Source organism: Pseudomonas sp. TNT2022 ID642, from assembly GCF_028656995.1.
GTDB lineage: Bacteria > Pseudomonadota > Gammaproteobacteria > Pseudomonadales > Pseudomonadaceae > Aquipseudomonas.
On the sequence record NZ_JAMDGW010000007.1, the window covers coordinates 480294 to 498969 of the forward strand.

Genomic DNA, 18676 nt, shown 5'->3' on the forward strand with positions numbered 1-18676 from the left:
TAGCTGCAGGCCAGCTAAAACCTGCTGTTACGACATAGGCAGTTGGCGAGGGGCGCGACCGAACGGATGTCACACAAACTTCATGATTGAGGTGTAAATCGAGCAAAAAAAATGGCAGCAACCCGAAGGCTGCTGCCATTTCCTGACGCTTGAGGCGTGTATTACAAAGGACGACCCACAGCGTTGCAGACGCTGGCGTTGTTGATGTCCAGGTTGTTGCCGGTGGAGTTGGTGACGAAGTTGGCAGTTACAGCGGTTTTCCAGTTGGTTGGAACCGGAATGAAACCGTGAGCGGCAGTGGCCACGGCGTTGCCCGGAGTGCTGTAGTGCTGGGTCAGGAACGCTTTGACATCAGCAGCCACGGCTGCGTCCTTGTAGCACTGGCCGAAGATGAAGTTGGTGTAAGCCGCCATTGCATAACCGCTGGACGGGTTGGCAACCACTGGGGACCACTGCGCCGGGTTGGCCGCGTTGGTTGGCAGTGGAGCCGAAGCCAGAGCCGTGTTGACGTTGGCGCTGGTTGGCTGAACGCCATTGATACGCGCAACAACAGCGTTGCTCGCAGCGTTGACACCGTCCGGACCGACATAACCGATGGAACCGTCAACCGCGTTGACTGCCGGGGCTACGTCAGCGGTATTGGCCACGCCTACCCAGTTCGACGGCACAGCGGAACCTGCTGGCAGACGTGCGTTGGTGAAGGTGGTGTTGACCGCGAACTTGGTCGGGCAGATCGAGTTCAGGTGACGGCTGAGGATTTCGGTGGTGCCGCTCGAAGCGGTGCGATAAACAACGCGGATCGCGGTAGTGTCGGAGGTACCCAACAGCGCGCCCCAGGTAGTCTTGGTGCCCGACAAGGCATCACACAGTTGAGCGCTGGTCAGGTTAAGGGTGGTGTTGCCGGCCTTTTTGTAAGGGATGGCAACCGAAGTGGCGACAGATGGCAGTTGGATCAGCGGACCAAACGAAGCGCCGAAGTTGGTGTTGTAGGTGCTGATTTCCGAAGCGCTGAGGATCGAGTCGCTGCCGGCGAAGTGCACAGTGCCAGTGGTGCTGAACTGTGCGGCGGTGTTGGTCAGGAAAGCACTTTTGCCGATGCCGCTACCGGTCACGGCGTAGCTGAAGTTGGCAGGCAGGATGCTGTTGGCAGAACCTTTGTACAGAGCGGCAGGCAGTGAGGCGCCACCACCGGTTACGGCCATGGCTTGGGCGGATGCCAGAGCGGCGACGGTCAATGAGGCTGCGATCAGAGTGCGCTTGAACATGAAGAATCTCCTTTTCAACTAGGTTTGGGAACACAGGTTTTCGGGTGACTTGCATGACACTGGGAGGACTCACCGGGGCCCTCGCTAGCGTTGGCCTTGGTTAAGTCGCACTGAGAAATTCGCAGCTTCCGGTGACAGATAAAGGAAAAAACCTCGGGAGGTGCGAGCTGTTTCTGAAGGGATTTTCTCGGGTGTTTGCCGGGTGCAGCGCAGGGTCTGGATCAGCGGTTTGGCGGAATCGGGCTGGAGGCAGTGGCGGGTGGTTGCAGATGACAGAAAGGAGAACCCGAGGATGGTTCTTTTGAGGGTCGGGTGATGCTGAAGTCCTGGAAAAAAGATTGGATTATTTGTTGCCCTGACTGGCCCCATCGCTGGCAAGCCAGCTCCCACAAGGAGCCATGTTGTCAATGCGATCTGCGACACAACACAAGAACCTGTGGGAGCTGGCTTGCCAGCGAAGGGGCCAGGTCAGACACCCTAAAAACATCTGACACACCACTACTGGATCAACTCAGTGCTCTCAATGATCGAATGCAATTGACTTCACAACACAGAACACTGTGGGAGCGAGCCTGCTCGCGAAGGGGCCCGATCAGACACCATCAAAACCGGCTACTGGACCAGTTGATTGATCTCAATGATCGGCAACAACACCGCCATCACAATCACCAACACCACCCCGCCCATCACCACAATCATCAGCGGCTCCAGCAGCGCCGTCATGCCCATCGCCCGCCGTTCGATGTCACGCGACAGAGTTTGCGCTGCGCGCTCGAGCATCGGTGGCAACGACCCGGTTTTTTCGCCGCTGGCGATCAGGTGAATCAGCACCGGAGGAAACACATTCTCCACCCGCAACGCCGCCGCCAGGTTCACACCCTCACGCACCTTGGCCGTGGCCTCAGTGACGCTCAAACTCAAACGATCATTGGACAAGGTCTGCCGCGCCGCCTCCAGCGCGCGCAACAACGGCACCCCGGCGCCGCCGAGAATCGCCAGGGTCGAGGCAAAACGCGCGGTGTTTAGCCCAAGGATGAAACGCCCGAACAACGGCAACTTCAGCACGCGATGATGCCAACTCAAACGCGCCGCCGGATTGCGCAGATACAAGCGCCAGCTCCAAAACGCCCCGGCCATGATCCCAGCACACAGCCAGCCCCAACTGCGGATGAAATCACTCGCGTTGAGCATCGCCAACGTCAGCCCCGGCAAGTCCTGCCGCGCCTGAGAAAACGCACTGACCACCTGCGGCACCACATAACTGAGCAGGAAAATCACGATGCCGATCGACACCAGACCAACCACGCCCGGATAGATGAACGCAGTGAGAATCTTGCCACGCAGGTTGTTGCGCTCCTCGATGTAGTCGGCCAGCCGTTCCATCACCTGCGCCAGATCGCCGGACTCCTCCCCCGCCGCAATCAACGCGCGGTAGATCTCGGGAAAGTCTCTCGGTCGCGCGGCCAGCGATTCCGCCAGACGCATGCCACTGCGCACATCCGCACGAACGGCACTGAGCGTATGGGCGATGTGCTTTTTTTCGGCCTGTTCGACCGTGGCACTCAGCGCCGCTTCCAACGGTAGACTCGCGCCCAACAGACTCGCCAATTGCCGCGTGGCCCAGGCTAGGTCGTTGTCCGAGAGCTTGGCGCTGAACAGTCCACCGCCACCATGCTGGGCGACATTGCTTTCCTTGTGCACCGACAGCGCGGTCAAACCGCGCCCGCGTAATGTTGTGAAAGCGGCGCTTTGGCTGTCCGCCTCAAGGTGCCCGGATTCGATCTTGCCGGTCGCGTCGGCAGCTTCAAAACGATAGCGATTCATCAGGCGTCCCGTGTCACACGCAAGATTTCTTCAGTTGCGGTGGCGCCACTGCGGATCCAGCGCTCACCGTCCTCGCGCAGGCTGAACATCCCGGCTTTCGCGGCTGATGCGCGCAAGGCCTGCTCCCCTGCCCCTTGGTGGATCAGCGTGCGGATGTCGTCGTCGATGCAGAACAATTCGTGAATGCCGGTGCGGCCGCTGTAGCCGGTTTGATTGCAGTTTGCGCAACCGACCGGGCGCCAGGTGCCGGGGGCTGCCGGGTCTTCCTGCTTGCATTGATTGCACAGGCGCCGCACCAAGCGTTGTGCGAGCACGCCGAGCATTGACGACGCCAGCAGAAACGGCTCGACGCCCATGTCGATCAAGCGGTTGACCGCCGACACCGCGTCGTTGGTGTGCAAGGTTGCCAGCACCAGGTGACCGGTCAACGAAGCCTGCACGGCGATTTGCGCGGTTTCCAGATCGCGGATCTCGCCGATCATGATGATGTCCGGGTCTTGCCGCAGGATCGCTCGCAGTGCCAAAGCGAAGGTCATGTCGATTTTGGCATTCACCTGAATCTGACTGATCCCCGGCAAGTCGTATTCCACCGGGTCTTCGACGGTGAGGATGTTGCTGGTGCTCGCATCGAGCCGCGCCAGTGCGGCGTAGAGGCTGGTGGTCTTGCCGCTGCCGGTGGGGCCGGTGACCAGCACGATGCCGTGAGGCTGACGGATCAGGTGATCGAGTTTGGCCAATACCTGCGCGTCCATGCCCAAGGTTTCCAGATGCAGACGCCCGGCCTGTTTGTCGAGCAGACGCATCACCACCCTTTCGCCATGCCCGGTCGGCACCGTTGAAACACGAATATCAATCGGCCGCCCGGCTACGCGCAAGGCGATACGACCGTCCTGCGGCAGGCGCTTTTCGGCGATGTCGAGCTGGGCCATGATCTTGATCCGCGACACCAGCGCACCGTGCAAGGCCTTGCGCGGCGAGACCACGTCACGCAGCGTGCCGTCAACGCGGTAGCGCACCACGGAATGGGTTTCAAACGGCTCGATGTGAATGTCGCTGGCCTCATCGCGCGCCGCTTGCGTGAGCAAGGCGTTGATCATGCGAATCACCGGCGCACCGTCCTGGGTGTCGAGCAGGTCGGTGATTTCCGGCATGTCCTGCATCAGACGATCAAGGTCGACTTCGTTTTCTGCCGCGCCGACCACCGCCGCTGCACTGCCTGTATCCGCATAGGCAGCGGCGAGCAAGCCATCGAGTTCATCATCGCGCACCCGCTGAATCGTGGTCGCGCCGAACTGCCGCCGCGCCTCGCTGATCGACCAGCCCGGCGTCGACGGGCACACCGTCAACACGCCATCACACAACAGAATGCGCTGCGCCTTGGCCCAGGCGTAAGGCAGCGCGCTCATCTCAAGCCCTCCCCAATCCCTGTAGGAGCTGCCGAAGGCTGCGATCTTTTGATCTTTGGTCGTTTGGGTCCGTCGAAGAGCAAGATCAAAAGATCGCAGCCTTCGGCAGCTCCTACAGGTCCGTTTTCCAGATCAAGGGGCGATGTCGGCGTCATTGGATCGGTACCGCTTTGATGGTTGCGCGCGGACCCGACCCAGGTAACACCGCCGGCACACCCTGCGCCGCCGTCGGCAACTGCGGCGCCTGCATGTCCGGCATCGCCCAACTGCGTTCCGGCTGCAAACCACCCTGCGCGCGACGCATGAAGTCGTAGCGGTTGAGGGTGATGCTGCGCCCCGCTTCGCTGTCGCGAATAATGTAAGGCCGCAGAAAGACCATCAGGTTGGTCTTGGTGATCGCCCGGCGTTCGTTGCGAAACAGCGCGCCAATCCCCGGCAGGCTGCCCAACCACGGCACCGCGTCATTGCTCTGGCTGTAACCGTCCTGCAGCAACCCGCCAAGGACCATGATCTGGCCGTCGTCGAGCAAAATACTGGTGTCGATTGCACGTTTGTTGGTGACGATGCCCGTCGATGTCGCGCTGTTGGAAGCGCGTTCGTCGATGCTGCTGACTTCCTGATAGATATCGAGCTTCACCGTGCCGCCCTCGGAAATCTGCGGGCGTACGTTGAGCTTCAAACCCACCTCTTCGCGAGTCACGGTCTGGAACGGGTTATTGCTGGTGCCGCCACCGCCAGTCACATAACTACCGCTGACAAACGGAATGGTCTGGCCGACAAAAATGCTCGCCGCTTCGTTGTCGAGGGTCAGCAGGTTCGGCGTCGACAGCACGTTGGTGCCACCCTTACTTTTCAAGGCCCGGGCCAGCACCTTCAGGTCGAGAATCTTGCCGATGCCGGGGATGTCGACAGTGCCGTTGACGTAACCCAGGTTCAAACCCTGCGGCAGTACGTCGATGCTGGTTTTGCCGTTGGTGTTGATCCCCGAGCCGCCCAGATTCGCCCCGCCGATCACGCCGTTGCCGCCGAGGTTGCCGGTCTGCCATTGCACACCGAACTCGCTAGCATCGTCCTCGCCGACTTCGACGATCAGGCTTTCGATCACCACTTGCGCGCGGCGCTGGTCGAGCAGATCGATGACTTCGCGCAGGTTGCGGTACAACGGCTCCGGCGCAGAAATCAGCAAGGTGTTGGTGGTCGCGTCAGCCTGAATGGTCACGCCGCCGGCACTGAAGGCGACGTTCTGCTCGCTGCTTTGCGCGCCGCCGCTACCGGTTGTGCTGCCACTGCTGCCCTGCGCGTAACTGCCGCCCGTGCTGCCGCTGCTGTTAGTGGTCGACGTGCTGCCGCTGCTTTGCGTGCCGCTCTGGCCGCTCTGCCCAGCATTGCCGCCAGTGCTAGCACCCATAGAGCTGAGCACCGACCGCGCACTGTCACTGGTGCCGCTATCACTCTCACCTGTGAGCAAACCGCGCAACGCCTGCGCCAGTTTCGCCGCTTGCGCGTTACGCAGATAAACCACATGCAGATTGCTCGGATTGCTCTGCGCGTTGTCGAGTTTGTAGATCAGATTACGCGCCAGCTCCGTGCGCTCTGGGCTACCAGCGCGAATGATGATGGTGTTGGAACGCGGATCACCAATCACCGCGATTTTCTGCGTCGGATCATTGCCCGGCGCATCGAGCAAATCAGCGACCATCGGCGCGATGTCAGCGGCGATGCCGTTCTGAATCTGCACCACATCGGTGTCAATCGCGCTCGGCGAATCAATGCTCGCGATCAACTGGGCAACGCGGGTCAGGTTCTCGGCGTAATCGGTGATAACGATGGTGTTGTTGCCCGGATAGGCGTTGATCGGGTTATTCGGCGACACAATCGGCCGCAGCACCGGAATCAGGTTCACCGCGTTCTCATATTGCAAACGAAACGTGCGCGTGAGCATGCCATTGCCCGCCGGTTTGTCGGCACTGTAAATCGGCCCGCCGAGCAACTTCGCATCCGCCTCCGGCACCACCTGCGCCACACCGCCAACATCGACCACACTGAAACCCTGCATGCGCAACGCCGCCAGCAACATGTCGTAAGCCTGCCGCGCCGGCACCTGACCTTCCGAGACCAGGGTCAACGTGCCCTTCACCCGAGGGTCGACCAGAAACTGCTGCCCGGTCGAACGCGACAGCGCCCGCACCACCGCTTGAATATCGGCGTCGACAAAATTCAGCGTCACCGGCTGATCGCCCAACGGATTACTCGGCAACGCAATGCCCGACGCCGCCGCACCACTGCGCGCACTCTTGCTGATGTTGTGCAATGGCTTCGGCACAGGTCGCGCCTGAGCCTGTGCGCGTTCGCGGTCGAGCACCGCGTCGCCGCTGCGCTGGGTGTTGGCCAGCGGTCGACCAAGTTCACTGTCGACCAGCAACGGCGGTTGATTCTGTGGTGTGGTGGTGTTGCTGCACGCGCTCAACGCCATCAGCAGCATCGGCAACGCCAGACGTGCCGGTTTGGATCCTGACCCCTTCATGAAGCTTCCTTAGCGCCCAGCGCCTGATCCATGCGAACGGTGCCTGACAAAGTGCCGGCGGTGACTTCGGTCGAGGGGTTGTCTGCGCGTTGCAAACGGGCCTCGACCACTTGCAGAGAAAGTTGTGCCGGGTTGCTCAACAGCCAGTCGAGCACGGCGTCGGCCGGCGCCGCGTCGAAGGTCAACTGCCAGGCGCCCTGTGCCTCCTGTAATTGGTAATGCCCCGCCAGGCCGCTGGCCTGCAGGGTCTGCTCCAGCGACTGCGCCACGCTTTGCCCGTCCGGGCGCACGCTGACTTCGCGCAGCAGCACTTCCAGCGCCTCGATCTGGGCGCGCAGCTTTGGCGTCTCGGTTTGCCAATAGGTGATTTTCTTCAACGGTGGCTGGATCAGCGCGACCCAGAGCAGCAGGCCGATCAGCGCAATGGCCATGCCGGCAACCATGCGTTTTTCACGCAGGGCCAACGGTTGCCAACGCGCCTGCACCTTAGCGTTAAAGCGTTGCCACTTGGCGCGGTAAACCGCGAACGAAGCCTTATTCATCTTCTTCTGCTCCGCCGCTGTCATCGCTCTCGCTTGGGGTGGCTTCAGTGGCCGGACGCAAGGTCCAGCCTTCGTCATCTGCCGTCACACTGATACCGGCCTGGGCCAAGGTGCTTTGCCACTCCTGATCATTGCCGCCGCGACGGGCTTCACTCAGCAGACTCAGCTGCAAGGCGCCGTCGACAAACGCCAACCGCTCGACACTGCCGGCCATCGACGGCATGCCGCTGCCCGCCTGCAACACCAGACGATTAAAAGTCTGCGCCGGATCATCCGCCGCACCTTTCTGCCGCGCCGCCAGTTGCTGACGCGCTTGCTGCAACGGGTTGAGAATTACCGGCAACTCAGGGAAGGCCTGCTTTACCCGCAGGTTCATCTGGCTTTTCAGCTGCTGACCCTGCCCGGCCTCGCGAGCGGCATACAGGTTCAAACCGATCACCCACACCGCCACGGCCAACGCTGACAGGGCGATCGCCCTGCCCCAACCGCGATGCTCGGTATTTTGCTGCTGGATCGCGCCATGCAGTCCCCACCCCGGTAGCGGCCCGGTCCAGCGCTGCGCATCCGCCATCGGCAGTTCAGCACCCGACGGTGGTTGATCCCCGATCCAGTGCAACGTGCTGCCCGGTTCCCACACAACACCGTCGAGGCCGTCATCGAACAACGGCTGCACCCGCGCCGCTTGTACGCTATCGCGCAGCAACAAATGCCCGTCCTGCACGCAAGCAACGGTCCCCGGCAACACCGGCAAACGATACGGCGCCGGGTAGAGTCCGCGCAGGTTCAGCCCTGCACTTTTCAGCAACTGACCAAAACCCAACAACTGTTGCCGAGGCGCCCAAGCGATCTGCACCTGCCCGGCCTCGTCCCGCGAACTGTGTGCAATGTGCATCTCGCTGCTGTCGCCCAGCATCAAGGCCTGCGCCGCACACTGCACCGCCGCGACAATCTTGTTCGCAGGCAGCGGCGGCAAATCGAGACTCGCCAACAGGCTGTCAGCCGGGTGCAGAAAACACACCAGCGGCGGCAGTTTCGACTGCTGGCTCAACTGGCTCAGACTGTGGCGTTCTTCCCGCGTGACCTGGCCCTGACGATCCAGCCAAGCACAGTGCAATTGACTGTGCAGATCCAATTCCGCCAAGGGCGGCAACGCCACTTTCAACTGGCTCATACGCCCACCCGCGACCAGATCACCTGCGGCAAGCGGTCCTGGCTGCGATGCAACAACGCCTCAAGACTGACCCGCCGCTGATCGCGCCGCGCCTCACCGCGCAGGCGAAACCAGTCACTGGTGATGCCGACCTTGACGCTGGTCAGCTCCAGTTGCGGCATGCGCAAGCGGTTAACGAAATCGCCACGGTTGATAAACCAGCGCCCGGCATCACGCTCGGCGATCAGCGCATTCGCGCGCTCCAGCGACAACCCCGGCACATAAGCGGCTAAAACCGGTGCGGTGGCCGTGTTGCCGTTGAGCCAAGTCGTCGCCGGGATCACCGTCAGATACGGCGCCAGTTTGCTCATCACCGCCTCATTAACGCCGTCGACACTGCGCAAATCATCGATGCTGCGCAGCATCGGCAACGTCGGCTTCTGCGGTTTGTGTGAAGCGTTGGGCGAGGTCGCGCGACCACTGTCGAAACCACTTTTCGGCGCCTCGGCCATCTGCGGATTCAGCAGTCGCGGGTACGAGGCAATCACCCGCTGACTGATGCGCTGACTCAACCCGGCGCTGACCCCGATCAACTCACACAAGCGCTGAAACGCCGCGACCTGCGCCTCATCCACCCGCTCATTGGCCACCAAATTGCGCAGGTTGAACTTGCCCTGCTCATCCTCCAGCCGCCCCTCAAAACCTTGCGCGGAGAGACGCTGCGCCCACGGCTGATCGAGCCGGGTCAACGGATCGCGCTGACGTGCGTCCCACAACAATTGACGACTGATCTCCAACCCACCCAGCACCAGCCAACGCCCCTGCACACGCTGCTGATCCGCCTCCAGCGCACGGGTCGACACGCTCTGACGCGTCAACATGCCCGCCGCAATCACCGCCACCACGGCCGCAATCAACAACGCGCTGATAATCGCCATGCCCTGTTGCTTCGCCCCCTCAGGCGAGCGGCTGTTCATGGCCGGCCTTACAACTGCCAGGAACCGATATCGGCATTCACGCCGTCGCCGTCCGGCTGACCGTCGGCACCGAGGGAAAAGATGTCGATCTCGCCATTGGCGCCGGGGTTGAGGTACTGATAAGGACGCCCCCACGGATCGTTCGGCAAGCGCTCCAGGTACGAGCGCCAATTGCTGTTCTTCGCATCCGCCGGCCTCTCCACCAACACCTTCAGCCCCTGGTTCATGCTCGGGTAAGTGCCGTGATCAAGGCGATACAACTTCAACGCCTGCATCAACCCACCAATATCCTGCTTCGCCGCCGTCGCCCGCGCCTGATCCGGCCGGTCAAGCACCTTGGGCACCACCATCGCCGCCAAAATCCCCAGAATCACCACGACCACCATGATCTCGATCAGGGTAAAACCCTGCTGCCCACGCGGCGCGCGCAACGGTTGCTGAAGCGATTTGAAAGGTGCGATATCCATCTCGACATACCCTGGCTTGATTCGATTCGACGCGCAGTGTTGCAAGAAGATATGTCAGGGATGTTGAAAATCCTCGGGTGTTTTCGTCGTCAAGCCGTCAAGGACGGGGGTTAGCGTCGAGGGCTGGGTTTTGGCTTTGGGCCGTTTATGTGTGCGCGTTTGCGGGAAGCGGGTTTCACGTTGATTGAGGTGCTGGTGGCGCTGGCGATTATTGCCGTGGCGATGTCGGCGGCTGTGCGGGTGGCGGGGTTGATGACGCAGAGCAGCGGGGTTTTAAGGGATCGGTCGGTGGCGATGATTGCGGCGCAGAGTCGGATGGCGGAGTTGCGGCTGGAAGGCAAGTTGCCGATGGGAATGAAAGCGCAGGAATGTGATCAGGGGCGGTTGTTGCTGCGCTGTGAACAGCTGATTAGTGCAGCCGAAAACGGCCGCTTACTCAAGATTGGTATCCAGGTATTCGACCGCAACCAGGATGCGCCGCCGTTGGCCAGGCTGGAAACTTTGATGTCCCGAACCGAAAGCCCCTCACCCTAGCCCTCTCCCAGAGGTAGAGGGGACCGATTCGGGGAAATTCGAGAGCTACACCGACTTGAACGTCTTTCATTGAATCCAAAATGGCCAAAGCTCACCAAACGAAATCGAAGATCCTTCCCCGAAGGCATCACCGCTGGAGTCTTTCACCAAAGCCACAATCGCCAAAATCTTTCAGGTCGATGTACCCCGCAAGACACCTCGGTCGGCCCCCTCTCCCTCCGGGAGAGGGCTGGGGTGAGGGCCGCTTCTACTCGCTACCCCCAGAATCACCAAAGCCATAATCCCCAAGGCCCTTCTCCAAAACCATAATCACCAAAATCTTCCAGGTCGACGTACCCCGCAAGACAACTCGGTCGGCCCCCTCTCCCTCCGGGAGAGGGCTGGGGTGAGGGCCGCTTCTACTCGCAACCCCAGAATCACCAAAGCCATAATCCCCAAGGCCCTTTCACCAAAACCATAATCGCCAAAATCTTCCAGGTCGACGTACCCCGCAAGACACCTCGGTCGGCCCCCTCTCCCTCCGGGAGAGGGCTGGGGTGAGGGCCGCTTCTAATCGCAAGCCCCCAAACCCGACAACAGACTCGCCACGTTCTGCGCAATGGCCTGAACCAAAGCAACCAATCAATCGGCCCCATCCAAATCAACCAGCCCCACCACCGGAACCTGCCACGAAGGCTTTTTCCCACTCTGACCATCAAACGCACGACGCGCCTCGCGAAAATCATCGACGTGCTCCACAACCCAAGTCCAAATCGGCGACATGCGAACCAACAACTCCATACCCAACGCCGTCAGCTCATACTCGACATGGGGCGGCACTTGATCCAACTCCCGCCGTATCAACAGACCATCGCGTTCCAGCGCACGCAGCGTCTTGGTCAACATGCGCTGAGTCACGCCCGTCATTTGCCGTTTGATCTCGGCATGACGCATCGTGCCGTACACACCCAGGGCATGCAGGATACCCAGTGACCAGCGGCTACCGGCGTGCGCCAGGACTTCGCGCCGCACGCCATCATCGTCTCGTCTTAGCGTCTGGCAGATCGCTTCTGCCTGGCTAAGGGTTTCCTCATCGGTCATATGTCCCCCTGGTATCACGCGTGTGCCTTCTTCTGAGCGCTGCGCAATCGTGCCAGCATCGCCAAATCATACAGACGACGGATCTCAGGAGACATCATGACCGCAGCGACCCACCCTTCCCCACAATCCATTCTCGTACTCGGCGCCGGCGAACTCGGCCTGCCGGTGCTGCGCAATCTTGCGCGGGTAGCCGAGCGCTCGCCCGGCAGCACCATCAGCGTTCTGCTCAGGGATTCGACCATCAACACGCAAGCCCCCGAGAAAAAACTGGAAGTCGATGAACTGCGCAGTCTGGGCATCCAGCTAGTCGCTGCAGACCTGGTTAACGATTCCATCGATCAACTGGCCGAAGTGTTCGCAGCATTCGACACCGTCATAGGCTGCGCAGGCATGGTCGCGGGGCGTGAAACACCGATGAAACTGGCGACAGCCGCGCTCAGGTCCGGCGTGAAGCGCTATTTCCCCTGGCAGTTTGGCGTCGATTTCGAAGTGATTGGCCGGGGTAGCCCGCAGGATTTGTTCGATGCGCAACTCGACGTACGCGAGTTGCTCCGCGCCCAGGATCAAACCGAATGGGTGATCATCTCGACCGGCATGTTCACCAGTTTTCTGTTCGAGCCGGTCTTTGAGGTCGTCGATTTTGAGAGCGACACCGTCAACGCCTTGGGCAGCCTGGAAACCAGCGTGACGCTCACGACACCCGAGGACATCGGCAAGCTGACAGCGGACATCGTTTTCTTCGAACCGCGCTTTCGCAACGAGATCGTGTACCTGTCTGGCGACACGGTGACGTATGGGCAGGTGGCGAGCCTGCTTGAACGTGTGCTGGGGCGGCCGTTCAAGCGTAACGTCTGGACGATTCCGTACCTGATGCAGGAACTGGAAAAAGACCCCACTCACCACATCAAAAAATACCGCGCCGTATTTGCCCAAGGCAGAGGCGTGTCGTGGCCGAAAGCGGGGACGTTCAACGAACAGCAGTCGATTCAGGTCACTACGGCTGAACAGTGGGCTCGGGACAACCTGGCAGTCGATTGATGCAAAGAAAGCCCCCCAATCGCAGGTACAGAAACTCGTAGGTCTCTCGACATTTATCGCGGCTGAAGAGCCAGCACACTCCCACCTTGGAACACACTCAAAGGTGAGAGCGAGCCTGCTCGCGAAGGCGCCAGAATGAACACCCGATTAGCAGGTGATCCCGACACCCGCATCACTCCGGTAATTGCAAATTATCCAGCGCCCGATTCACCGCCAACTCCCCCAGCATGATCAACTGCGCAATTCCCAACAACGCCCGACGCTGCGACGCCGGCAACAGACTGGCGCAGTTCTGGGCAATGGTTTTGGCCGAAGCAAGTGTTTCGCTGGCATCGATCAGCAATTCTTCGTTTTTGTTGTCCGCAGTTACGGCATACATCCCACGGATTCTACGTGGCGGCGGCGCGGAACCGGGCGGACAGAGGTAATGGTCGAGCGCGCGGTCGGCGGCTTCGTGGAGTTTTTTGGAATCGATGGATTCGTAGGGGGACGTGCAGTTGGATTCGGGCGGGTTGGGTGTTGGTTTGATCATGGTAAAGCTCCTTGATGACTGGAGCCGCCACCGTTCGCGGTCAAACAAACTGGGTGGCAGCTGTACGCGGGTTGACCGACCGGACATCAAGGAATCCGGCACACCCGAAGGTGTCCCACGCACAGCCACCGCGACATGATTTCAGACAATGCCTGAACACGTGCAGAACACTGGCGCGCCTTGATATTGGGCGGACGGTCAAATCCGATCACTGATTCGTCAGCGACCGCACCACAATAGAACCCGCCCCCAAGGCGCACAAGCCGGCGGATTCTGGCGTAGCTGTAGGCAATGGCGCAAGGATGTGTAGCCTGGGAGAGTGTTTGGAGATGTCTTTTTAAACGTTGGTGTTTATCGGAAACGAATCCCGTAACACCTCTCGGAAAAGATCCGTCCACATCCCTAGTGAAATGCTCAACCTCGCAGCCCATCGAAACCCCGCTCGCCGCAAAACCGTGCTTCTCTGCCGTCTGGCCCTCAACCCTTCTGACGTCCAGCGACTGAGTTACCGTAAGTGGTCAGGATGACTATGCTGTTGACTTACCTAGCTGAAAAAATAGTCAGGCAATGCCAATACCGAGGTTGATACATAGAACGCAAAACACCGATCTGACATCAAATCGACCTGGCAAATAAAGCAACGGAGTGCGAGATGAAAATCATCGCTTTTTTAGCCATTTATCTCGCAGGTGGGGTCGCCCTGTTTCCTTTCCTCGACCTCATGCGTCCCGTAGGTGTTTTTCTCGACCATTTCTACTCACAAATTTTCCTCGGTTCCGGCGCTGACGTAGCAGAACGCCTAAGCCTGAGCTTTATCTACGCAAGTCTGTTTCATCTGGTGTGGTCGGCTTTATTTTCTGAATCTGCAAAAAGCTGGGTACCCACGATTAACTTCAGAGACCTTTGCTATCTCGCCTTACGATGTCTGAGTTTTTTTTGCGTCAGCCTGATAAGTCTCGGGCTGGTTGGAATAACCAGCCAAAAAGTGCCCCGTACGGACTTTCATCAATATTTCACTTTTTTGGTGATCTGCATGCTTCTGGGTCTTTGGGCGTGGTCGCTCAAGGATTTTTTGGTGGCAGCCATTCATTGCACCGGAAGAAGAATCACAGGAACGACTAAATAAAAGCAGGCAATAACCCAGGTTACTTTCACTAGGCTCGGCGCTAGGCCGAAAGCAGCAACAAGGGAGGCAGCACGTCCCGAAGGGCTGGCACCAAGAATCACCATCCTCCGCAACCTCATACCGAGGATCCGGAGTTTTTGTCGAGCTAAAATCGGCTATAGGAACTGTAATTGAAGGCCTCGACCCTCGTATTTTTCGCACTTTATTGCACGGGTATCAGCGCAGCGTTTGCCGATGCCTCACAGGCGCCAAACGACCAGCGAGGGCCAGCAGACATCGTCGTCGGTGAGCGTTTGGCTGCGGCCAAGTCCAAGCTACTCAAACAAGGCTGGAAGCCGACGCGGATGCATACCAACGACGGCTATGAATACAGTGGCGTGGAGAAGGAACTGGCTGCGCACAAGTTCTTCGAACTCGACACCTGCTCGTTTGATAGCTCGCGCTGCATCTTGTACTACGCAAAGAAAGGAAGTTGCCTACGCGTCGATACCATCGGTGAACAATTCAATGACATGAGCGTGACAGGTTGGACACGTGAATGTCCTGAAACACCTCAATAATCACGCAAAGACGACACGGTAATAATCGACTGCTCCCACAGGTTTCAGCATCGTACACAACACCTGCAATCAGCATAAAACCCTGTGGGAGCGAGCCTGCTCGCGAAGACGCCAGAATGAACACCCGATCAATCACCAGGTGATCCCGGCACCCGCATCACTCCGGCAACTGCAAGTTATCCAACGCCCGATTCACCGCCAACTCCCCGAGCATGATCAACTGCGCAATCCCCGCCAGCGCATGGCGTTGCGATGCCGGCAACAGGCTGGAGACGTTCTGGGCGATGGTTTTGGCCGAAGCGAGTGTTGCACTGGCATCGACCAGCAGTTCTTCGGTTTTGTTGTCCGCCGTCACAGCGTACATCCCACGGTTTTTACGTGGCGGCGGCGTGGAACCGGGCGGACAGAGGTAATGATCGAGCGCGCGGTCGGCGGCTTCGTGGAGTTTTTTGGAGTCGATGGATTCGTAGGGGGAAACCGAGGCGGTTTCGGGCGGGTTGGGTGTTGGTTTGATCATGGTGAAGCTCCAAATTTATACCTGGTGGAACCACCAACACCTGTCGCTAAACAAGTAAGGGTGGCAGCTGTACGCGGGTTAGCGAACCGAGAGGTATAAGACCCGGCAGACCCGAAGGTCTCCCACGCACAGCCACCATATCGTCGTCGCAAACGTCTGCGACAAACTGGAGCGTCGTTGTACTTATACCTGGTCAGGTCGCTAAACCCGGTCGCTGGGTTGCCAGCGACACGTAGACGATAAAGACCAGGTACAAAGCGCACAAGCCGGCGGATTCTGGCGTAGCTGTAGGCAAAGGCGCAAGGGTGTGTAGCCTGAGAGAGTGTCTGGAGATGTCTTTTTAAACATTGGCGTTTATCGGGACCTTCATTGCGTCTCGGATCCCACAACAGATCCGTCCCCCTATCCCAACAGACGAAAGAAAATGGCCGAGATTGCCAGTCGTAACTGACAACCTCGGCCATATAAACAGTGCTATTTCTTCCAGCACATATCGACGTCATCCTGAGTGCTCAGGTCTGTAGCGATGCCCAACCGGTACCAGCAGTAATCAATAATCCACCCCCGCTCCTCCGCCGTCAGGCGCTCTACCTTCCTGATCTCTCCATCATTGGCGTGGATGTTGTAGAACTTCATCTGAAACGTGGGGTGCTTCTTGATGAAGACAATCGTCTCGATGTCGCCATCCTCAACGGCCTTGTAGTAGCCGACATAGAGCATGGCCACCACGACGAGGATTGCCGCGATTAAAAGCTTTTTCATTCTTACGGCCCCGTTGATGGAAGCTCTTTCGTCTGTAGCCCCTCCAAGCGCTCAAACGACGCTGAACACAGTAATAACGAGGTTATTTGAGTATTCCTGATTTACCCACCGCCGCCAGGACAGTCATCGCCGAAAGCAACGCTATTGCGCTCCATTGCATCCATACAAGTTTCCGCTTGAGTGAGGAAGGAAAGCTCTTTACGTCTTCGGTGCTAAGCGTGCCGCGCCTGACGTAGAAACTCGCAAACGTAACGAGACCAGATGCACCCCCTACTAAAAGCAATCTGCCCCAAGCACCTCCGTGCTTCAGGGCAGCCAACCTAGTGCCGGCAGAGCTGTTTTTGAGGTGTTCAAGGATCAGGTCCATCTTGATGCATGCAATGTAGAGGGCTATCCCGATCCAGGTGATCATCAAAATAATCACTACACCACACAACCCTCCGACTATTAGCTCAGCGGAATTCACTTAATAACCTCGTCAATCGTTTCGCCTGCCGGCTCACTAGTGGCGCCCCCTTTTTGTGAGCAGCGGCGCTTATCGAAGCTTCGCTGTGCTTAAGCGTGGGAACCGCGCATTGCACAATGCGCTAAACAAAACCTGACTTAACAGCGATCCCAAAGCAGATCATGACCAACAACAGAGAAATGACGCTCCATTGCAGCACTACTAGCTTCCGTTTGAGGGGAGCTGGGAAACTGGCCAAATCTTCAGAGCTCAGCTCACCCCTTTTCAAATAAAACTTAGGAAAGGTCACAATTCCCGAAATACCACCTACGAGCAGAAGCTTTCCCCAAGGCCCACCATGTCGAAGCGGAGCCCGAGTCATGATCGCTGAGCAATTCTTCAGGTGCTCCAACATCAAATCCATCTTCGTATAGGCCAGGTGCAAACAGACGCCTATCCAAAGAATTAGCCCTGCCAGATCAACAATGGCAATGGACAGAAGTACCTTATCAACGACGTTCAAACTCATTTACTTGCCTCATAGATCTTCTCACCGGCCCATTCGCCTGTAGCCCCACCAAGAGCTCCACCAGCGTATGAGCCCGCCGCTACGACGATGACACCACATGCCAAGGTTGCCATGCCGCCTGTGGGTACACCCAAGCCAACACAGATAATCCCCGCTGTGGAACCAGTCAAAACCGCACCGGTGGCAGCACCGCCGGCCACTCCTCCGACGAAGTTACCACCCTCGGTATATTTGATCTTTTCGCAGGCATCCTTGTTGCCAGCCGCACAGACTTCTTGAACCTTCATGTAAGACGCCCCACCACCTACGGCAGTGCCAATCCAGCCACCATACTTCACAACCTTGGCCGCTCTGGCGACACCGTCTGAATGAGTGGCATAACCGGGAATCTGCCCCGGTGCACCGGCCAGGGTCCAGTGATGCACCAAGCTTTTGCTTGAGATGCCGAGGGCTGATTTCAGACTTGGGTGATCAGGGAAACCGATGCCCTTTCTGGTTAACCCGGTGAGCTGTCTATCAAGCTTGGCAAACAGTCGTGCACGCTCATCAAAAAACTCTGAGCTACGCAAGTGACCGTCTCGCTGAAAACTTTTCTGGTGCAACGTTTCGATTTCCTTCAGCGAAGTTTTCACGTCTTCCAGGTTCTTGGCGAAGATCGATTCACCCACACCGATTGATGTTGAGCCTTGCGAAAGAATGGACTCTATCTGGCTCTGGTAGCGAACCATGAAGCTCGCTTCTTCGTCGGTCATGGGTTTGAGCGCCGCGTCCACTTTCTGCGCCGCTTCCATGAGCAACGCTTCTTCACGTGTGCACTGAGGATTGTTGGGATCACTCAACACGATGAGCTGCCCGGGCTTGGCGTACCCGGTGACGTGAGGGTTGAGGCGCGTGAACTTCTCAAGCGTTGCACCATCCGGTTTATCGAACAATGCGGCTTCTAACGCAGAGCGCGGCATAACTTGCTGAACGATGTAAAAACCGGGTTCCGCTGCTGGCTTCGCAACAGCCGGTTTCTCTGCGGGAGCCTCAGGGTATTCTGCCCAGTGCTTGGCGTGCAGATCAGTCGGTTCTACGCCACGGTAGACCTGTTTTCTTGGCGGGTTAGGTAGTGCGGGCTTTGGTACGTTTCCATATTCACTCATGCATCATCCTTGTTCACTTCGGGAATCCCGACTTGAGGTTCCGACAGTCCGACGCTATCGAAAAGCCCAAGTGCTGGCTGTAGGACAAAGCCTAAAAAGCTGTGCCCAAACGGCTGATTCCTGTCATTCGCGGGGCGCGCAGGATAACTGGTGAGGGAAGATGGTTGTATGGCAGCAGATGGCCACTCACCAAAGCGCGCCTCATTTGCCTGCGTTGAGCTACTTTCTACCACCAATAGTGACCGCCGCTTTA

Annotated in this window: 19 protein-coding genes; 4 read left to right on the top strand and 15 right to left on the bottom strand. The window is 58.6% G+C overall.

The window, feature by feature from the left end; all coding sequences use genetic code 11:
• Nucleotides 1-161 precede the first annotated feature (161 nt).
• From M5G26_RS07950 to gspG, 8 genes are all read right to left on the bottom strand, one after another.
• The gene (locus M5G26_RS07950) at nt 162-1265 is read right to left on the bottom strand and encodes a substrate-binding domain-containing protein (RefSeq protein WP_034155650.1); all 1104 of its coding nucleotides are present in this window, start codon (nt 1263-1265) and stop codon (nt 162-164) included.
• Between the two features lie 612 nt (nt 1266-1877).
• Nucleotides 1878-3089: a type II secretion system inner membrane protein GspF gene (gspF, locus tag M5G26_RS07955; RefSeq protein ID WP_134173573.1), complete on the bottom strand. Its 1212-nt coding sequence runs from the start codon at nt 3087-3089 to the stop codon at nt 1878-1880.
• Nucleotides 3089-4495, bottom strand: coding sequence for a type II secretion system ATPase GspE (gspE, locus tag M5G26_RS07960; protein WP_273914936.1), 1407 nt, complete (start codon nt 4493-4495; stop codon nt 3089-3091). Before gspE ends, gspF begins: the two co-directional genes overlap by 1 nt.
• A 151-nt stretch (nt 4496-4646) precedes the next feature.
• Complete coding sequence (gene gspD, locus M5G26_RS07965; RefSeq protein ID WP_273914937.1) at nt 4647-7019, bottom strand: type II secretion system secretin GspD; 2373 nt, start codon at nt 7017-7019, stop codon at nt 4647-4649.
• Entirely contained in the window at nt 7016-7561 is a 546-nt protein-coding gene (gene gspM / locus M5G26_RS07970; protein WP_273914938.1) for a type II secretion system protein GspM, read from the bottom strand. Before gspM ends, gspD begins: the two co-directional genes overlap by 4 nt.
• The gene (gene gspL, locus M5G26_RS07975; RefSeq protein WP_273914939.1) at nt 7554-8732 is read right to left on the bottom strand and encodes a type II secretion system protein GspL; all 1179 of its coding nucleotides are present in this window, start codon (nt 8730-8732) and stop codon (nt 7554-7556) included. The genes gspM and gspL overlap by 8 nt, the downstream gene beginning before the upstream one ends.
• Nucleotides 8729-9688, bottom strand: a complete 960-nt coding sequence (gene gspK / locus M5G26_RS07980) for a type II secretion system minor pseudopilin GspK (protein WP_273914940.1) — start codon at nt 9686-9688, stop codon at nt 8729-8731. Before gspK ends, gspL begins: the two co-directional genes overlap by 4 nt.
• Before the next feature lie 8 nt (nt 9689-9696).
• On the bottom strand, nt 9697-10155 hold the full coding sequence (gene gspG / locus M5G26_RS07985) for a type II secretion system major pseudopilin GspG (protein ID WP_273914941.1): 459 nt from the start codon (nt 10153-10155) through the stop codon (nt 9697-9699).
• A 147-nt stretch (nt 10156-10302) separates the two neighbouring features.
• Here gspG and gspI point away from each other — a divergent pair, with 147 nt between their 5' ends.
• On the top strand, nt 10303-10689 hold the full coding sequence (gene gspI / locus M5G26_RS07990) for a type II secretion system minor pseudopilin GspI (protein WP_273914942.1): 387 nt from the start codon (nt 10303-10305) through the stop codon (nt 10687-10689).
• Nucleotides 10690-11310: 621 nt separating this feature from the next.
• Here the strand turns inward: gspI and M5G26_RS07995 are convergent.
• Complete coding sequence (locus M5G26_RS07995; protein WP_127926975.1) at nt 11311-11769, bottom strand: winged helix-turn-helix transcriptional regulator; 459 nt, start codon at nt 11767-11769, stop codon at nt 11311-11313.
• Between the two features lie 96 nt (nt 11770-11865).
• Here M5G26_RS07995 and M5G26_RS08000 point away from each other — a divergent pair, with 96 nt between their 5' ends.
• Entirely contained in the window at nt 11866-12807 is a 942-nt protein-coding gene (locus M5G26_RS08000; RefSeq protein WP_273914943.1) for an aromatic alcohol reductase, read from the top strand.
• A gap of 172 nt (nt 12808-12979) precedes the next feature.
• On the opposite strand, the gene M5G26_RS08005 is transcribed toward M5G26_RS08000, so the two are convergent.
• Nucleotides 12980-13339 (bottom strand): DUF6124 family protein, encoded by a 360-nt coding sequence (locus tag M5G26_RS08005; protein WP_273914944.1) that lies wholly within the window; start codon nt 13337-13339, stop codon nt 12980-12982.
• Nucleotides 13340-13991: 652 nt separating this feature from the next.
• On the opposite strand from M5G26_RS08005, the gene M5G26_RS08010 reads away from it, so the two are divergent.
• Together M5G26_RS08010 and M5G26_RS08015 are read left to right on the top strand one after the other, a co-directional pair.
• Nucleotides 13992-14465 carry a hypothetical protein gene (locus M5G26_RS08010; protein WP_273914945.1) on the top strand — a complete coding sequence of 158 codons (474 nt, stop codon included), beginning with the start codon at nt 13992-13994 and terminating at the stop codon, nt 14463-14465.
• 170 nt (nt 14466-14635) lie between these two features.
• Nucleotides 14636-15025 carry a hypothetical protein gene (locus M5G26_RS08015; RefSeq protein ID WP_273914946.1) on the top strand — a complete coding sequence of 130 codons (390 nt, stop codon included), beginning with the start codon at nt 14636-14638 and terminating at the stop codon, nt 15023-15025.
• A 157-nt stretch (nt 15026-15182) separates the two neighbouring features.
• Here the strand turns inward: M5G26_RS08015 and M5G26_RS08020 are convergent, their stop codons facing one another.
• The 5 genes from M5G26_RS08020 to M5G26_RS08040 all read right to left on the bottom strand — a co-directional run bounded on the left by M5G26_RS08020 (nt 15183) and on the right by M5G26_RS08040 (nt 18423).
• Nucleotides 15183-15542 (bottom strand): DUF6124 family protein, encoded by a 360-nt coding sequence (locus tag M5G26_RS08020; protein WP_008087957.1) that lies wholly within the window; start codon nt 15540-15542, stop codon nt 15183-15185.
• A 474-nt stretch (nt 15543-16016) separates the two neighbouring features.
• Entirely contained in the window at nt 16017-16304 is a 288-nt protein-coding gene (locus M5G26_RS08025) for a hypothetical protein (RefSeq protein ID WP_273914948.1), read from the bottom strand.
• Between the two features lie 82 nt (nt 16305-16386).
• Entirely contained in the window at nt 16387-16716 is a 330-nt protein-coding gene (locus M5G26_RS08030; RefSeq protein ID WP_273914949.1) for a hypothetical protein, read from the bottom strand.
• A gap of 175 nt (nt 16717-16891) precedes the next feature.
• Nucleotides 16892-17278 (bottom strand): hypothetical protein, encoded by a 387-nt coding sequence (locus M5G26_RS08035; RefSeq protein ID WP_273914950.1) that lies wholly within the window; start codon nt 17276-17278, stop codon nt 16892-16894.
• Nucleotides 17275-18423, bottom strand: a complete 1149-nt coding sequence (locus tag M5G26_RS08040; RefSeq protein ID WP_273914951.1) for a hypothetical protein — start codon at nt 18421-18423, stop codon at nt 17275-17277. The genes M5G26_RS08035 and M5G26_RS08040 overlap by 4 nt, the downstream gene beginning before the upstream one ends.
• Nucleotides 18424-18676 lie beyond the last annotated feature (253 nt).

What these genes read in the sequence shown, in the direction of transcription:
- M5G26_RS07950 (WP_034155650.1), bottom strand. Translation starts at nt 1,265, where the DNA reads ATGTTCAAGCGCACTCTGATCGCAGCCTCATTGACCGTCGCCGCTCTG.
- gspF (WP_134173573.1), bottom strand. Translation starts at nt 3,089, where the DNA reads ATGAATCGCTATCGTTTTGAAGCTGCCGACGCGACCGGCAAGATCGAA.
- gspE (WP_273914936.1), bottom strand. Translation starts at nt 4,495, where the DNA reads ATGAGCGCGCTGCCTTACGCCTGGGCCAAGGCGCAGCGCATTCTGTTG.
- gspD (WP_273914937.1), bottom strand. Translation starts at nt 7,019, where the DNA reads ATGAAGGGGTCAGGATCCAAACCGGCACGTCTGGCGTTGCCGATGCTG.
- gspM (WP_273914938.1), bottom strand. Translation starts at nt 7,561, where the DNA reads ATGAATAAGGCTTCGTTCGCGGTTTACCGCGCCAAGTGGCAACGCTTT.
- gspL (WP_273914939.1), bottom strand. Translation starts at nt 8,732, where the DNA reads ATGAGCCAGTTGAAAGTGGCGTTGCCGCCCTTGGCGGAATTGGATCTG.
- gspK (WP_273914940.1), bottom strand. Translation starts at nt 9,688, where the DNA reads ATGAACAGCCGCTCGCCTGAGGGGGCGAAGCAACAGGGCATGGCGATT.
- gspG (WP_273914941.1), bottom strand. Translation starts at nt 10,155, where the DNA reads ATGGATATCGCACCTTTCAAATCGCTTCAGCAACCGTTGCGCGCGCCG.
- gspI (WP_273914942.1), top strand. Translation starts at nt 10,303, where the DNA reads ATGTGTGCGCGTTTGCGGGAAGCGGGTTTCACGTTGATTGAGGTGCTG.
- M5G26_RS07995 (WP_127926975.1), bottom strand. Translation starts at nt 11,769, where the DNA reads ATGACCGATGAGGAAACCCTTAGCCAGGCAGAAGCGATCTGCCAGACG.
- M5G26_RS08000 (WP_273914943.1), top strand. Translation starts at nt 11,866, where the DNA reads ATGACCGCAGCGACCCACCCTTCCCCACAATCCATTCTCGTACTCGGC.
- M5G26_RS08005 (WP_273914944.1), bottom strand. Translation starts at nt 13,339, where the DNA reads ATGATCAAACCAACACCCAACCCGCCCGAATCCAACTGCACGTCCCCC.
- M5G26_RS08010 (WP_273914945.1), top strand. Translation starts at nt 13,992, where the DNA reads ATGAAAATCATCGCTTTTTTAGCCATTTATCTCGCAGGTGGGGTCGCC.
- M5G26_RS08020 (WP_008087957.1), bottom strand. Translation starts at nt 15,542, where the DNA reads ATGATCAAACCAACACCCAACCCGCCCGAAACCGCCTCGGTTTCCCCC.
- M5G26_RS08025 (WP_273914948.1), bottom strand. Translation starts at nt 16,304, where the DNA reads ATGAAAAAGCTTTTAATCGCGGCAATCCTCGTCGTGGTGGCCATGCTC.
- M5G26_RS08030 (WP_273914949.1), bottom strand. Translation starts at nt 16,716, where the DNA reads ATGATCACCTGGATCGGGATAGCCCTCTACATTGCATGCATCAAGATG.
- M5G26_RS08035 (WP_273914950.1), bottom strand. Translation starts at nt 17,278, where the DNA reads ATGAGTTTGAACGTCGTTGATAAGGTACTTCTGTCCATTGCCATTGTT.
- M5G26_RS08040 (WP_273914951.1), bottom strand. Translation starts at nt 18,423, where the DNA reads ATGAGTGAATATGGAAACGTACCAAAGCCCGCACTACCTAACCCGCCA.